Raw genomic sequence first — 16,666 nt, forward strand, 5'->3', positions numbered from 1 at the left:
AATATGAAAAAACTTTTTATTGTATTGTTCATTACCCTTTTAACAACTGAGGTAAATGCGCAAAAGTTAGAACGTATAGAACCAATGTTCTGGTGGGTGGGGATGCATAATCCCAACCTACAGTTATTGGTACATGGTGTCGATATTTCCAAGCTTGATGTACAGCTAAATTATCCTGGTGTAAGCTTATTAAAGGTCAATAAAGTAGAGAACCCAAATTACCTTTTTCTAGATCTTAAAATTGATCCTGCTGCGAAGGCTGGGAAATTTCCTATTGTGTTTATGCAGGGCGGAAAAAAGAAGTTACAATATATTTACGAGCTAAAAACAAGAGAAAGTGGACTAACACGCATACAGGGTGTGACCAACAAAGACCTGATTTATCTGTTAATGCCTGATCGCTTTGTAAATGGTGACCCTAAAAATGATGTGGTAAAAGAGATGCGTGAGACTAAGTTGAATCGCGATTCTATGTATTACCGTCATGGTGGCGATATACAAGGACTCATCAATAAATTGGATTATCTGAAAGATTTGGGTGTAACGGCGATATGGATGACTCCAGAAATTGAAAACGACATGAATTTGGCATCTTACCATGGTTACGCAGCAACAGATCATTATAAGATTGACCCACGTTATGGAACATTAGCTCTTTACAAAAGCTATGTAGATAAAGCACATGAAAAAGGTTTAAAGATTGTGAAAGACATTGTTCACAACCATATTGGTACTGGCCATTGGTTATACACTGATATGCCTATGAAAGAATGGGTAAATCAATGGCCAATATATACGCAAACCAGTTATCGTGATGAGCCAGTAATGGATCCGCATACATCACAGGCCGATAAGAAGAAGATGCTAGATGGCTGGTTTGTTCCGACCATGCCTGATTTGAACCATAGAAATCCTTTTGTTCAGAACTATATTACCCAAAATCACATCTGGTGGGTGGAGTATGCAGGTATTGATGGCTTACGACTGGATACCTATCCATATAATGATCCGGATTATATGAAAGATTGGATGATAAAAATTAGAAATGAGTTCCCTACACTATCTGTATTTGGGGAAACATTGGTTAACAGTGCTGCTGCGCAAGCATATTTTACAGGAGGAAATACTGTAAACCGTGGTTTCGATACCGAGCTGCCTGGAATTACTGATGCAGTTCTTAAAAATGCAATTTATGAAGCTTTGAACGGTAAGCCCGGCTGGACAGATGGCATATTCAGATTGTATTCTACACTTGCACAGGATTTCCTGTATCAGGATGCAGAACGTAACGTCATTTTTATGGATAACCATGATATGAGTCGTTTTTATTCAATGGTAAATGAAGATTTCGATAAGTATAAATCAGGGATGGTTTTGTTATTAACCATGCGTGGCATCCCTCAATTGTATTATGGTACAGAAATATTGATGAAAAACTATTCTAATCCTGATGGATTGGTCCGCTCAGATTTTCCTGGCGGATGGGTTGGAGATAAAGAAGATAAGTTTACAGCTGCCGGACGCACGCCAAAAGAAAATGAAGCCTTTAATTTCGTGAGAACACTGGCCAATTACCGTAAAAATAACCCGGCATTGCAGACGGGTAAGCTGATGCAGTTTGTCCCAGAGAATGGAATTTATACATATTTCAGGTATCAGGCTGATAATGATGTAGATGGTTCATTGGTGAAAACTGTAATGGTTGTAGTAAACACAGAAGATAAGGACAAACAACTTGAAACTTCAAGGTTTGCAGAGCGTATGGAAAAAGCATCTTCTGCGACGAATGTCATCACTGGCGAAAAAATAAATACACTTAAAACAATAGGAGTGCCTGCAAAAACAACACTGGTACTTGAACTGAATTAAATGAGCAATACAACAAATAATATAGCCTGCATATTTGACCTTGATGGTGTTTTGGTAGATACAGCTGTATACCATTATCAAGCATGGAAGCAATTAGCAAACTCAATGGGCTTCGATTTTACCCACGAGCAAAATGAGCAATTGAAAGGAGTGAGTCGCGTACGGTCACTGGAGAAGATTTTAGCTTGGGGGGGGGTGGAAAAGACAGAAGAAGAAAGAGCAGAACTAGCCGCTTTGAAAAACTCATGGTACGTGGAAATGATTGGTAAAATGACCACAGATGAATTATTGCCGGGTACTTTAAAACTATTGCAGGATCTGAAGGCTGCGGGAATTAAAATGGCATTAGGATCTGCGAGTAAGAATTCGGCACTGATTTTAACGCGAACAGGTTTGGCCAGTTTTTTTGATGCCATTATAGATGGCAATGCTGTAACGGCTTCTAAACCTGATCCGGAAGTATTCGTTAAAGCAGCTGAATTACTTGGTGCAGCAGCTCAGGATTGTATTGTTTTTGAAGATGCCCTGGCAGGAGTGGAAGCAGGAAATGCAGCAGGAATGTTGGTGGTGGGTGTAGGAAGTACGGAAAACCTGCCCGGATCTAAAATCGTCATAAAGGACCTCTCGAAAATCACTATTGCCGATATCATGGCATTGAAAAATTAACAGAAAAAGGATAAGGTGTTTAGCCTATTAGCAGACTGATACCAGAGTAGCATAAAGATGAAGAATTACATAAAAGCAGACGAGTGGAATATTATTGAGGAAGGTTTTGATCCTATATTAAATAAAATATCGGAAAGTTTGTTCAGCATAGGTAACGGACGAATGGGCCAACGTGCTAATTTTGAAGAAAACTATTCGGGGGAAACCTTACAAGGAAACTATGTGGCGGGGGTGTATTATCCTGATAAAACCCGTGTCGGATGGTGGAAGAATGGCTATCCTGAGTATTTTGCAAAAGTATTGAATGCCGCAAACTGGATTGGCTTAAACATTAAGATTGATGATGAAGTATTGGATCTTTCAACTTGCACTGTAACGGATTTTACACGTGTACTGAACATGAAAGCCGGAACACTAAGTCGTAGTTTTACTGCCCAACTTAAAAGTGGTAAAATTATTCAGGTAAATGCTTTACGCTTTTGTAGTATTGCTGAGGATGAATCGGCTGCTTTACATTATAAAATAACAGCTGTAAACTTTGATGGGAATATCAGCATTACCTCATTTATAGATGGGGATATAAAAAATCAGGATGCTAATTACGATGAAAAGTTCTGGAATCAGGTAAAGCAAGAACAAGAGGGTGATACAGACTTTTTGGTGCTACGTACAAAGAAGACAGAGTTTGATGTTTGTACTGCAATTCAGACCACAGTCTTGTATGATGATGAAAAACAGCAACTAAATGAGGTTTCAAAGGAAAAATACATTGGTCGTACTGTAGTTGTTGCATTGAAACAAAAAACATCTGTTGATATTTATAAAATTGCAGTAAACCTTTCTTCACAGAATTATGATAAAACTGAATTGCTCACAGTTGCCAGACAGAAAATTGAAAAAGCAGTAGAACAAGGATTTGCTCAATTGTTAGAAGCTCAGATTAGAGCCTGGGCAACAAAATGGGAAGAAAGTGACATTGTAATTGAAGGTGATGTAAAAGCACAGCAAGCTATCCGATTTAACATTTTTCAACTCAACCAAACCTATACAGGTAAGGATGCTCGTTTGAATATTGGTCCAAAAGGATTTACAGGTGAAAAGTACGGAGGTTCCACTTATTGGGATACGGAAGCTTATTGTATTCCTTTTTATTTGTCGACAGCCCCAGAAGTGGTAGCTGAAAACCTATTGGTATATCGTTATAAACACCTTGAAAAAGCTATTGAAAATGCAGGGAAGTTAGGTTTCAATAATGGAGCTGCTTTATATCCTATGGTGACAATGAATGGAGAAGAATGTCATAATGAATGGGAGATTACATTTGAGGAAATCCATAGAAATGGAGCCATTGCCTTTGCCATTTTTAACTATATCCGTTATACTGGCAAAGAAAACTATCTGGCGCAATACGGGTTAGAAGTTTTGATTGGTATTGCAAGATTTTGGAGACAAAGGGTAAACTGGAGTAATGATAAACAAAAATATGTAATACTCGGTGTAACTGGCCCAAATGAATACGAGAACAATATCAATAACAATTGGTATACAAATAAACTTGCAGCATGGTGTTTAAACTATGCTATTGAAGCGGCATCCATTGTTAAAAATCAGGAGCCTGAAAAATACAAGGCAATACTAGAAAAGGTCCAGTTAAATGAGATGGAGGAGTTTGCAGATTGGAAAACAATTGCCAGTCAGATGTATTATCCATATGACGAAGAAGAAAAGATATTTCTACAGCAAGATGGTTTTATGGATAAAGAGCAGATCCTTGTTAAAGATTTGCCATCAACAGAGCGTCCATTAAATCAAAAATGGAGCTGGGATAGAATATTGCGTTCTTGTTATATCAAACAAGCAGATGTTTTACAAGGCATGTATTTTTTTGAAGATGATTATAACCAGGAAACATTAAAGCGTAATTATCATTTTTATGAAAGTCGCACAGTGCATGAAAGCTCTTTGTCGCCTTGTGTCCACAGTATTTTGGCTGCTAAATTAAGCGATGAAGAAAAAGCTTATGAGTTTTATTTACGTACTGCACGTTTAGATCTTGATGACTACAACAACGATACAGAAGATGGATTACATATCACTTCGATGGCAGGAACATGGATGAGTATTGTAGAAGGATTTGCAGGTATGCGAGTTCGCAATGGAGCTTTAAAGTTTAATCCCTTTTTACCAAAAGCCTGGAAGTCGTTTTCTTTCAATGTAGGCTTTAGAGGAGTACAGTTAAAAGTTCAAATTAATGCTACACAGATCCGAATTTTAAACTATGTAGATCAAACACTGCAAATCACTATATTTAATAAATCGTATGCTGTTCCACTTGGAGAAACGGTGATTACGTACAATGGACAATTGGTATGATAAGGCTCTCAAAAACAATTATCTTAATGTTATTAACTCTTGTTATGGAACCTGCAATTACCCAAGCGCAGCACAAACCTATAATTTACCAGTTGTTACCCCGATTATTTGGAAATAAAGAAACTGCCAATGTCACTTATGGTACTATAAATCAGAACGGGAGTGGTAAATTTAATGATATCAGCTTAAAGGCTTTAGATGGCATTAAAGAGCTTGGAACTACCCATGTTTGGTATACCGGGGTTATTGCACATGCGAGTCTGACTGATTATAGTGCCTATGGCATTAAACCAGATGATGCAGATGTGGTAAAAGGTAGAGCTGGATCACCTTATGCCATCAGAGACTATTATGATGTAGACCCCGATCTGGCTGTAGACGTAAAAGCAAGGATGCAGGAGTTCGAGGCATTAGTAACGCGTACTCATCAAAAGGGTATGAAAGTAATAATTGATTTTGTACCTAATCATGTAGCTAGAAAATATGATTCGCATTTAAAGCCTGAAGGTGTGGAGGATTTTGGTAAACAAGATGATGTAACAAAGGCTTTTAGTGCAACTAACGATTATTATTACATTCCTGGACAGCCTTTTGTAGTGCCGGGAAAGATTGCAGAGAATGATCCTTTAAAGAGTTTGAAGGATTCGGAATTTGATGAAATGCCTGCTAAAGCAACAGGGAATGATGTTTTCTCTAATGCACCATCAGAAAATGATTGGTATGAAACAGTAAAATTAAATTATGGTGTAGATTATCTAAATGGAAATAAAACATATTTTGATCCGAAACCTCCGGTATGGTTAAAGATGCGTGATATCTTGCTTTATTGGGCCTCAAAAGGAATAGATGGGTTTCGCTGTGATATGGCCGAAATGGTACCAGTAGAATTTTGGGAATGGGTTATTCCAGAAGTAAAATCTAGATATACTTCTATGATATTTATTGGGGAGGCATATAATGCTGCGGTTTATGAGACTTATTTAAATAAAGGTCATTTTGATTATTTGTATGATAAAGTAGGCCTATACGATGGACTGAAAAAACTGATTAAAAATGAGCCTAATGCAGATGTAAAAGAGATTTCAAGAGTTTGGCAGATAGAAACTGCAGGGTTCGGCAACCGCATGCTTAGTTTTTTAGAGAATCATGATGAAGAACGTATTGCTTCTGCCGGTTTTGCCGGAGATCCTTTGTATGCATTACCTGCAATAGTGGTCTCTGCAACTTTATCCACCGGTCCGGTAATGCTGTATTTCGGACAAGAAGTAGGTGAACCTGCGAAAGGCATAGAAGGCTTTGGGGGGGATGATAACCGTACCAGTATTTTTGATTACTGGGGTATTCCAGAACATCAAAAATGGATGAATAATGGTGCTTTTGATGGCGGTAAGCTTAATCATAAACAAATTACATTACGTAACTATTATAAAAAGCTGATGGGTATTGTAGCTGTTTCTGATGCGGTTCAAAATGGCCAGATTTATGAAATACCTGTAACAGATAGCATGAACAATAAAATGTATGCTTATATACGCTATACAGCAAATCAGCGCCTACTGATCATTGCGAATTTTGATCGTACACAAACCTTGATGGAAAAAATTAAGATTCCAGATGAAGTAGTAAAGATCAAAAAAATGGTATCTGTTACAGAATTGCTGTCAGGTAAAATGTTAAATATTTCTTCTGGAACCAGTATCTCAGTAAAAGTATCTCCTGCTTCTGCACAGATTATAGAATTTTAAAACAAATCGATGAGCTTAAAAACATTAACTGAAAATCCAAAGCTAAGCTTAGTCCAGATCATTAATATGAGCGTCGGCTTTTTCGGCATTCAGTTTGGATGGGATTTGCAGCGTGCCAATATGGGACGTATTTATGAAAATCTTGGTGCGAATCCAGATCAGATCCCCTTATTGTTTTTAGCCGCCCCCTTAACAGGCTTATTGGTTCAACCTATAGTTGGATATCTGAGCGACCGCACCTGGCACCCAAGGTGGGGTAGAAGAAGACCTTACTTTATGATTGGAGCTATTATCAGTTCCATAGCCTTAGTATTTATGCCGCATAGCAGTGTATTATGGATGGCTGCGGGATTGTTATGGATTTTAGACGTTGCTGGAAATGTAGCCATGGAACCTTTTCGTGCATTTGTAACTGATAAATTGCCAGATTCTCAGGTGAATAGAGGTTTTATCATGCAGAGCATGATGATTGGACTAGGAGGAAGTATTGCTTCGGCATTACCCTGGCTGATGAATAATGTTTTTCATCTGAGCAATACAGCAGCACAAGGAAGTATTCCAGAGAATGTCAAGTATTCTTTTTATATAGGAGCGTTCTTCTTTCTGGCCGCAGTTTTGTATACTGTATTTACAACAAAAGAATATCCTCCCGCGGATGTTGATTTTAAAGAAAAGGTGCTGGAAAGTAATAAAGGGTTTGGGGCTGGAGCCAAAGAAATCTGGGAATCGTTGATGGACATGCCCAAGCGAATGCAGATTGTTTCTTTGGTGCAGTTTTTTACTTGGCCAGGCCTTTTTTTAATGTGGTTTTATTATACTACAGCTGTTGCTGTCAATGTGTTTGGGGGGAAAGATGCTAGTGATCCTGTATATGCACATGGTGCAGATTTTGGGAGTTTAACCCTTGCATATTATAGTGTCGTTACCTTTTTGTTTGCACTCATATTACCTAAAATAGCAGATAAACTAGGACGTAAAACTACGCATTCCTTATGTTTGTTGTGCGGTGCTATCGGCTTAATAAGTGTAGCCTGGGTGGTAAATAAGAATATGTTATATGTGTGTATGACTGGGGTAGGGATAGCGTGGGCTAGTATATTGTCTATGCCTTATGCTATGCTGAGTGGTTCATTGCCTAAACATAAAATAGGGATTTACATGGGGATATTTAACTTCTTTATTGTATTGCCGGAAATTATTGCTTCGTTGGGTTTTGGTTGGCTCATGCGAGAAGTTTTACATAACGACAGACTGTTAGCAGTGCAAATGGGTGGGGGCTTAATGGTTATTGCTGCTGTGATATGTTATGTTTTTATAAAGGAACCTAGAAATACAGTAGAACCCTAAGTATAGACCTGAAATACTAAATCAAGAAAACCATGAAAAGATTTTATCTATTGGTACTGATTTTATCGGTATTAGCCACTGCATGCAAAAAAGGAAAAGTTACACCAGAGTCTACTGGGCCAGTAGTTCCAGTTATTCCAATACCTCCTGTCGACCCAGTTGTTCCTTTACCTACTGCTGCAAAAGATGGTGTAGTGTTTATTAATAATGGTACATCAGCAATTATTACGTTATATGCACCATATAAAAAATCGGTAGACATAATTGCAGAGTTTAACAATTGGCAAGCCACCGCCATGAAGAATACAAGTGATGGTAACATATGGTGGATACAGGTGGATAATCTGAATCCTGATACAGAATATGCATATCAATTTTTAGTTGATGGAAGCTTAAAAATTGCGGATCCATATTGTGAAAAAATACTTGATCCTGCTAATGATAGTTATATAGATGCTTCAACTTATCCGGGATTAAAAGCATATCCGACTGGTAAGACCACTGGAATTGTAAGCGTTATGCAAGGCAATAGATCAGCTTATAACTGGAAGCATACTTCAGGGTTTACCAGACCTGCAAAAAATGACCTGGTCATTTATGAGTTGTTGATTAGAGATTTCACAGCAGAACATAATTATGCATCAACCTTGCAGAAGCTTGATTATCTGGTAGGATTAGGTATTAATGCTATTGAACTTATGCCGGTAAATGAGTTTGAAGGAAATTTAAGCTGGGGTTATAATCCTTCTTTTTACTTTGCGCCGGATAAGTATTATGGTACAAAAGCAGCACTGCAAAATTTTATAGATGAATGCCATGGTAAAGGGATTGCAGTGATTTTGGATATGGTGTTGAACCATTCATTCGGACAGTCGCCCATGGTTCAACTTTATTTTGATCAACCTTCGGGTAAGCCTCTTGCTATTAGTCCATGGTTTAATACCCGGTCTGATACTCATCCATATAATGTGGGCTACGACTTTAATCATGAAAGTACTGCCACAAAAATATTTGCCAAAAATGTCATGAAGTTTTGGATGCAAGAGTATAAGATTGATGGTTTTCGCTTCGATTTGTCGAAAGGTTTTACACAAAAGGTATCAACAGACGATGCCTCTTTTAGTGCTTATGATGCAAGCAGGGTTGCAATCTGGAATGATTACAATAATCATATTAAAAGTATTGATGCTAATAATTTTTACGTGATATTGGAACACTTTGCCGATGCCGCGGAAGAGAAAATATTGGCTGATGCAGGTATGATGCTTTGGAATGGTCTGAATGTAAATATGAACGAGGCAACTATGGGCTGGGTTAGTAACTCTGATTTCTCCTGGGCTTTTTTTGCCCGTCATGGTTTCGCCAGATCAGAAAACCTGATCAATTTTATTGAAAGCCACGATGAAGAACGTACCATGTATAAAAACTTGAATTATGGAAATGTGACCGCTTCTTATAGTGTGAAAAATCTGGCTACAGCTTTAAAGCGTGAGGAAATGGCGGCGGCTTTTCTATTTGCTGTTCCTGGGCCAAAAATGATCTGGCAGTTTGAAGAACTTGGATATGATATCAGTATAAATTATAATGGACGGACGGGTAATAAACCTATCCATTGGGAGTATTTTCAACAAACTGAGCGTAAAGCTTTATATGATACTTATGCAAAGCTAATGGGATTGAAAAAGAAGAATGCTATTTTTAATGCTACAAATGCAAGTTATAATTTATCTGGTGGTATCAAATATGTGAAGTTGGTTGAAGGTTCCAATACTGTAATGGTAGTCGGTAATTTTGATGTAACGGATAAAGATGCTAGTATTGATTTTGGCACATCAGGATTATGGTACGATGTACTAAGTGGAGGAACAATCACGCTAGGTACTGCGATCTATAACAAAACGCTTGCTGCGGGGGAGTACCATGTATACAGTCGTAAGCCACTCAACGGTGGTTGAAATAAATAACGTTTTTAAAATAAAATGTCTATTTTTACAGCCCGATTATGGAACAGATAAAAACATCATTCGATTTTGAAAAACCTATTGTTGAGTTAGAACAACAAATAGAAAAGGTTAAGCAAGTTGCCGAAAAAACCAAAGTAGATATGTCTGCTACCTTAACAGAGCTTGAAGGAAAACTAGACGCTACACAGCAAACATTATATAACAATCTTACAGGTTGGCAGAAAGTTCAAATGTCCCGTCATGCTGAAAGGCCACAGACGTTGGATTATATCAGCATGATTTGCGATGATTTCATCGAGATGCATGGTGATAGAACAGTTAAGGACGATAAAGCTATTATTGGTGGTTTTGCTACAATTAATGGCGAAACTGTAATGGTTATTGGACATCAGAAAGGTAAAAATACGAAGGAAAGACAATACCGTAATTTTGGTATGGCTAATCCGGAAGGTTACCGTAAAGCTTTACGTTTGATGCGTTTGGCTGAGAAGTTCAATAAGCCTGTGATTTCTTTTATTGATACTATGGGTGCTTACCCAGGGCTTGAGGCTGAAGAGCGTGGTCAAGGTGAAGCCATTGCGCGTAACTTACTTGAAATGTCGGTATTAAAAGTTCCAATCATCTGCTTTGTAGTAGGTGAGGGTGCATCAGGTGGTGCATTGGGAATTGGTATTGGTGATAAAGTATATATGCTGGAACATACCTGGTATTCCGTAATCTCTCCAGAGTCTTGCTCGTCAATCTTATGGCGCAGCTGGGATTATAAGGAGCGTGCGGCAGAGTGCTTAAAGCTAACATCTGATGATATGTTTAAGAATAAACTTATTGATGGTATCATTAAGGAGCCTCTAGGGGGGGCACATCAGAATCCGGAACTGATGGCGCAGACTGTGAAAGCTCAGATCATAGCAGATCTTAAAGTACTTAAAAAGGAAAAAACGGAAAAAATGATTGCTGCAAGAATTGAAAAATTCTGTGCAATGGGAGTCGTTAACGAATAAAATAGTTGTCGGCCTATTCTGGTCGTATCTAAATAAAACAGCCTGTATCATTCATCATGATACAGGCTGTTTTATTTAATTAGCTCTTTTTGCAATGACTACTTCATTAAGTAGGTTAATACTTTGGGTCTTATCATATTTTCCGTATAAACCTTGCCAAATCTATCGGTAACCTTAATCTGTAAGGTGTTAGTTGCATTACTGGCCTTAGCTTTAAACATGTGCACTGTTGCCGTTGAGACAAAGTCTTCTGTTGGTACGGCATCTACATTTAGACGTTTAGCCTCGTAAGATATAATATGTAGCGGATCATAGGCAGAAACTCTGGTAACATTTAAAGGAGCCCCATTCTCTGTAACCTCAACTTTCCATTTTTCATCATAACCCCAAACGTTTATCAATATTTCATTGTTGTTGTTTGCTGTTCCATAACCTCTAGTATAAGGGTTCAATTTTGTATCTGTTGATGCTGGAGCAAATGCAGCGGCTGTTATATGCGTTTTGTTTAAATCATAAGCCCTGAATTGGTAGTCTCTACTTTCCCCAATTCCTTTATACTGCCACTTTACATCTTTATTATTGAATTCCCAGATTGCATAACCACCTGGACTACCATCTTTGGCAATGTGGTTTCCTGCATAACCGTTTCTTCCAGTCCACCACCAGGTAGCGCATACTGCTGCTAAATTATGTTCCATAAATGAACCTGTGGCATTATCTACTGCATAGTTAATATGAGTATGTCCTGTTAATATGTTGACATTGGAAAACTCTGTAAATGCAGTTTTAAATTCTGTAGAGTTGTCCAGTCTTGCAGTAGAAATAGGTTTTCCGGCACTTAATGTTGGGTTGTTGTTTAATTGAATGTGCATTCCTACAATAATAGGGGTAGATTTATCTTCGATCATAGCCAGGTCTTTCTTTAGCCATTCTATCTGATTCGTTGTGATTTTTCCTTTATAATCTCTTGCACCTACTGCGCCAAATGCACCTCCGGCATTGAGATATTCCACATTGTCTAAAACAATATAATGAACCTTGCCTAAATTAAAAGAGTAATAGGTGGGGCCGATAATATTTCTGTATGCACCCTCAGATAACAAATCGTTTGCGACATATGGATCATTATCATGATTGCCGATAACATTAAATACCGGAGCATTGATTTTATTCATTTGTTTAACATAATCAGATAGAAAGTAACTATTTGAATACCAATATAAGTCCCATGTTAAGTCGCCTAATGTTAGTCCATACACTTTAGTACCACTACTTTTATAAGATTGAATTACACCATTTACATCTGGTATAAACCCCTTTTCGAACTGAGAAATGTCATCATTCCTATTCGCAAGGTGAAGGTCGGCCATAGCCAGAACAACATGTTTGTTGTTGTCTACAGGCGTTAGTTTAAAGTCTCTTACTTCAACCTGGTTTGCAGATTTAGTTAATGTCTTATAAAACAATGGTGCACTTCCGTTATTATCTACTTCATAGTTTCCTGGAATAGAAACAAAAACATACTGGTTCTCTTTTTTAGAAGGGAGATAATAGATGCCCTCACTGTCAGTTTTAGTAACCTCCACTCCATCAGAAACGACCACATTTGCAATTCCTACACCTTGTGCATGAATTACACCTTTAATTGTCATTCCTGTTTTATCTGGAATATTTGCATTAAAAATAATATCAATAGTTGTACTAGCCAGGTAAAGATAGTCGCCTTTACGCTTTACAGTTAGTTTGTAACTTCCTTCTGGAAAATCATTCGGTATAATAAAAGTAATGCCATCTGCCGATACCTGTTTTACTGTTGAATTGTAAATCAGGGATAAATCTTTTGTTGAAGTTAACATGATTTCATCACCTTGAGCAAACCCTTTTCCTGAGATCTTTATTTCTGTTTTATAATCAGTTGTTATTGATGTAGGAACCGCTATTTCTGTTATTTTAATCCCGGAGGTTGAAGGCTCTGGCTCGGGTTGGTCTGGATCTACTTTACTTTTTGAGCATCCAATTGCCAGGATTGAAAGAAACAGAAGGATAATGGCCGCTTTTGTGAAAGGAGGATGTTTGATTTTTTCCATACTTAGTTCGTTTATTTAATTGGCTTTTTGTTTTGAGTAGCGAAAATCCAGTTAAACAATTAAACGAAGAGTTATGGATTTTGCAAGTAATAAATTGAAAGTGAAAATAATAAAAAATAATTAAAATGAAACAAAAAGAAGTTTTCTATCGTTTTCTTTTTTGAGATTTTTTCTTAATTAAGCTTTCGTTTCTTCCTTTTGTTCAAAAAAGTTGTACTGTTTCTTCACCAGCTATAAGACGATTGATTAAAATAAGACACAAAAAAAACGCTGATAAACTTAACACCATATAGGGATAGTTTATCAGCGCGAAATAATTTATTATATATTTTATTGTTGCGAGAAGTAGGCCGCAAATCTCGATTCCAAACCTTCAAATTGACTTGTCAGACTTTGGCTAAGCTTTGCTTGTTGGTTCTGTTCTGCTGTTTTAGACATTTGATGCAGGAATGATAATCCCAATTGAACATTTTGTCCGCCAACAAACTTACGTTTACTGGCAGAAACGTCAGCAAGATAAGTCAGCTCTTTTTGGATATAAGCAGCAGATTTTTCTATTAAAGTATTTGCTCTCTTGGCATCACCAAGTAAATAAAGGTTTTCGGCCATAAAATATGTGCCCATCATAGAACGCATGCCATAGAATTTATCAGGCATTACTTCGAAGTATCTGTTTACAACTTTTTTAGCATCTTCAGCTCTGTTTTCTCTGATTAATCCGGAAATGGTATTGTTGAAGATGTTGGTGAAAATAGAAATGTCGTCAGCAGATTGTGGGTCCAGATATTTTGCATTTTTAACATTACCCCAAACGAACTTATCCATTACATTTTTGTAAAGAACAGGGGTGTTGATCAGTTCAGCTTTTTGGGCTGATGTGTCAGCTTTTAAAGGAAGTAAACGTAAAGCAAGCCCTTCATTATATAAATAATTGTCAAGGCCGTTGTATTGGTCTGATGGAACTGTGCTGGCAAAATAAATTGGTCTTTCCCAGTTGTTGTGTACCAGGATATCAAAGAATGCCAAAGTGCCTTTGGTTACATAATTCTTATTAAAGCTCCATTCCAGTGCTGGTGCAATTTTACTTGAATCAGCAGCACTTATTACACCGTTTTTAATTACATCAGCTTTATTTACAGTAAGCTTAAAATTCTTTGTAGGAATGAAATTCTCTCTGCTGCCATCTTGTAATGGAAGTTTATCTTCAGGATCTTCAGATAAAAGAATAGCAAGGATATTGCTTAATTCTACAGAGCCTGCAATTTTATAATCCTGGTAGTACATGACATCTCTAACACCTTGAACATATTGCGAGGGTTTCATTGAGATTGGCAATGCAGCAGATTCATTAGTAACACGTTTTAGTCCGTTGATATACCAATCGGTGTCAAATAAACTTAAGTTAACAAGTTTAATATCTGGTCTGATATTCTCAACTTCTTGTGCATACCATAATGGGTAGGTATCGTTGTCACCATAAGTAAAGAGAATGGCATTAGGTGCGCAGGATTGTAAGTAATCGACTGCAATATCATGAGCCACCATTTTGGTTGATCTATCGTGATCATCCCATCCTTGGGCGGCCATAAGTACAGGGGCGGCTAATAAACCTGTCGCAGTAGCTAAAATCGCCCCATTTGCAGGAGTAAGCTTTTTAAATACCCACTCTCGAATAGCCAGTACGCTGAGTCCTATCCAAATGGCAAAGGCATAGAATGATCCTACATATGCATAATCTCTTTCACGTGGTTCCATCGGTTTCTGATTCAGGTAAAGCACAATGGCTAAACCTGTAAAGAAGAATAATAAGGCTACTGTTCCAGCATCCTTTTGGCTGCGGCTAAATTGCCAGATGGCACCCATTAGCCCCAGTATAAGAGGAAGGAAGAAGAAACGATTATAGGAATTGCTGTCTACAATAGAGGGAGGGAGGTTCGTCTGATCACCAAGCATAATAGCATCAATTGGTTTAATTCCGCTTAACCATTGACCTTCATATAAACTTCCCTGACCTTGATCATCATTTTGACGACCAACAAAGTTCCACATAAAGTAACGCATATACATTTGTCCAATCTGGTATTTAAATAGAAAGCTGATGTTGTCAAAAAGACCGGGGAAGTGACTGTCATCAAAACCCATCATGTCTTTATAATAGCCAACGTGTCGACCATCATCACTATACATTCTTGGGAAAGGTGTAGTTTTATCATACTCATAGTCCGTCTTTTTGCCAGCTACTTCATATTTATCATCACCTTTTCTATATAGTGTTTTTCCTTGAGTAAGGTTAACTTTTTGCGAATTATAGTTAGGGCCGAATAACAAAGGTCTGTCTCCATATTGCTCCCTGTTTAAATAACTAAGGAATGAGAATGCGTTATCAGGGTCACTGTTGTTAAGGTTCGGGTCGGCTTTTGCACGGATAATAATCATAGCAAATGAGCAATAACCGAATATGATGAGTACAGTTGAAAGTAAAGCCAGGTTTAAAACTCTTTTTTGGTGTTTGATAGAATAGCGGATCCCATAAACTAAGGCAGCGATTACCAGTATTGCAAATACGATTACTCCAGAGCCAAAGCCCATTCCTAATGTATTTACAAAGAACAGGTCGAAATATGCACCAAATGATACCAGGTATTGTATAATGCCATATTGGATTACTGCAAGTATAAGGATGCCGATAATACCAGTTTTAATCATACCGGCAGTAGTAGGCTTTTCTGTTTTCTTGAAATAATAAACAAAAGCAATTGCTGGGATGGTTAGTAGGTTCAATAAGTGAATACCTATTGATAAGCCCATAATATAAGCTATGAAAAGTAGCCATTTATCTGCACCTGTTTCGTTGGCTTTTGCTTCCCATTTCAGGATTCCCCAGAAAACGATAGCTGTAAATAAAGAAGACAATGCGTATACTTCAGATTCTACAGCTGAGAACCAGAAACTATCTGAGAAAGTATAAGCTAAAGCACCAACAGCACCTGCGCCCATTATTGCAATTAAGTTTCCTTTAGATATTTCTTCATTTTCCTTAACCAGAACTTTTTTAGCTAGAGCTGTTATGGTCCAGAACAAGAATAAGATTGTTGCAGCACTTGCCATTGCAGATCCAACATTCATGAAGTAAGCTACTTTCTCTGCGTCACCAAAAGCGAAAAGAGAAAAGAAGCGCTGAATCATTAAAAATAGTGGCGCACCAGGTTGGTGTACAACCTGCATTTTTAAAGCGGAAGCAATAAATTCACCACAATCCCAAAAACTTACAGAGGGTTCTAAGGTTAAGATGTAAGTTACAGCTGCGATTAAAAAGCAAAACCAGCCTGTAAGATTATTAATTTTCGAATAATTCATTTCTTTATTGAATAGTTAAATATATACGCCATTAGGCGAATAAAATGCAGCCGAAAATAAAGAAATAGATTGATACTAGCGCAATCAAACAATGAGTTTAACATTTTTTATCATTAGTATTAGCTCTGCAAGCTTTAGATCGCAATGGCTCTGCCTAATATAATGAGTTAGTAATATCTAAGGAATAAATAGGGAATAAGCAACTACTTATTTATTCTTAAATCATTCTTTGATTATTCCCAATTTATTACATCCCG

The 16,666-nt window shown here is 37.5% G+C and carries 9 protein-coding genes; 7 read left to right on the plus strand and 2 right to left on the minus strand.

Annotation, left to right across the window (positions count from 1 at the left end):
* The first annotated feature begins 3 nt into the window (after positions 1 to 3).
* Genes ABDJ41_RS03195 through ABDJ41_RS03225 form a run of 7 tightly spaced genes read left to right on the plus strand, consistent with a single transcriptional unit; the run spans position 4 to position 10,965 of the window.
* Positions 4 to 1,869, plus strand: coding sequence for a glycoside hydrolase family 13 protein (locus tag ABDJ41_RS03195; RefSeq protein ID WP_349784297.1), 1,866 nt, complete (start codon positions 4 to 6; stop codon positions 1,867 to 1,869).
* Positions 1,870 to 2,535, plus strand: a complete 666-nt coding sequence (gene pgmB / locus ABDJ41_RS03200; RefSeq protein ID WP_349784298.1) for a beta-phosphoglucomutase — start codon at positions 1,870 to 1,872, stop codon at positions 2,533 to 2,535.
* A gap of 57 nt (positions 2,536 to 2,592) precedes the next feature.
* Complete coding sequence (locus ABDJ41_RS03205; RefSeq protein WP_349784299.1) at positions 2,593 to 4,908, plus strand: glycoside hydrolase family 65 protein; 2,316 nt, start codon at positions 2,593 to 2,595, stop codon at positions 4,906 to 4,908.
* Between the two features lie 44 nt (positions 4,909 to 4,952).
* The gene (locus tag ABDJ41_RS03210; RefSeq protein ID WP_349784300.1) at positions 4,953 to 6,653 is read left to right on the plus strand and encodes an alpha-amylase family protein; all 1,701 of its coding nucleotides are present in this window, start codon (positions 4,953 to 4,955) and stop codon (positions 6,651 to 6,653) included.
* A gap of 9 nt (positions 6,654 to 6,662) precedes the next feature.
* Positions 6,663 to 8,000 carry an MFS transporter gene (locus tag ABDJ41_RS03215; protein ID WP_349784301.1) on the plus strand — a complete coding sequence of 446 codons (1,338 nt, stop codon included), beginning with the start codon at positions 6,663 to 6,665 and terminating at the stop codon, positions 7,998 to 8,000.
* A 32-nt stretch (positions 8,001 to 8,032) separates the two neighbouring features.
* A complete protein-coding gene (locus tag ABDJ41_RS03220; protein ID WP_349784302.1) occupies positions 8,033 to 9,955 on the plus strand; it encodes an alpha-amylase family glycosyl hydrolase in 1,923 nt (640 codons plus the stop codon).
* A gap of 47 nt (positions 9,956 to 10,002) precedes the next feature.
* On the plus strand, positions 10,003 to 10,965 hold the full coding sequence (locus ABDJ41_RS03225) for an acetyl-CoA carboxylase carboxyltransferase subunit alpha (protein WP_349784303.1): 963 nt from the start codon (positions 10,003 to 10,005) through the stop codon (positions 10,963 to 10,965).
* Between the two features lie 98 nt (positions 10,966 to 11,063).
* On the opposite strand, the gene ABDJ41_RS03230 is transcribed toward ABDJ41_RS03225, so the two are convergent.
* Together ABDJ41_RS03230 and ABDJ41_RS03235 are read right to left on the minus strand one after the other, a co-directional pair.
* A complete protein-coding gene (locus ABDJ41_RS03230; RefSeq protein ID WP_349784304.1) occupies positions 11,064 to 13,052 on the minus strand; it encodes a calcineurin-like phosphoesterase C-terminal domain-containing protein in 1,989 nt (662 codons plus the stop codon).
* A gap of 330 nt (positions 13,053 to 13,382) precedes the next feature.
* Positions 13,383 to 16,409 (minus strand): glycosyltransferase family 117 protein, encoded by a 3,027-nt coding sequence (locus tag ABDJ41_RS03235; RefSeq protein WP_349784305.1) that lies wholly within the window; start codon positions 16,407 to 16,409, stop codon positions 13,383 to 13,385.
* Between the last annotated feature and the right edge of the window lie 257 nt (positions 16,410 to 16,666).

This window comes from Pedobacter sp. ASV1-7, from assembly GCF_040203335.1.
Taxonomy (GTDB): Bacteria; Bacteroidota; Bacteroidia; order Sphingobacteriales; family Sphingobacteriaceae; genus Pedobacter.

Excerpts from the sequence above, each read along its gene's own strand:
- ABDJ41_RS03195 (WP_349784297.1), top strand. The coding sequence starts at position 4 with ATGAAAAAACTTTTTATTGTATTGTTCATTACCCTTTTAACAACTGAG.
- pgmB (WP_349784298.1), top strand. The coding sequence starts at position 1,870 with ATGAGCAATACAACAAATAATATAGCCTGCATATTTGACCTTGATGGT.
- ABDJ41_RS03205 (WP_349784299.1), top strand. The coding sequence starts at position 2,593 with ATGAAGAATTACATAAAAGCAGACGAGTGGAATATTATTGAGGAAGGT.
- ABDJ41_RS03210 (WP_349784300.1), top strand. The coding sequence starts at position 4,953 with ATGGAACCTGCAATTACCCAAGCGCAGCACAAACCTATAATTTACCAG.
- ABDJ41_RS03215 (WP_349784301.1), top strand. The coding sequence starts at position 6,663 with ATGAGCTTAAAAACATTAACTGAAAATCCAAAGCTAAGCTTAGTCCAG.
- ABDJ41_RS03220 (WP_349784302.1), top strand. The coding sequence starts at position 8,033 with ATGAAAAGATTTTATCTATTGGTACTGATTTTATCGGTATTAGCCACT.
- ABDJ41_RS03225 (WP_349784303.1), top strand. The coding sequence starts at position 10,003 with ATGGAACAGATAAAAACATCATTCGATTTTGAAAAACCTATTGTTGAG.
- ABDJ41_RS03230 (WP_349784304.1), bottom strand. The coding sequence starts at position 13,052 with ATGGAAAAAATCAAACATCCTCCTTTCACAAAAGCGGCCATTATCCTT.
- ABDJ41_RS03235 (WP_349784305.1), bottom strand. The coding sequence starts at position 16,409 with ATGAATTATTCGAAAATTAATAATCTTACAGGCTGGTTTTGCTTTTTA.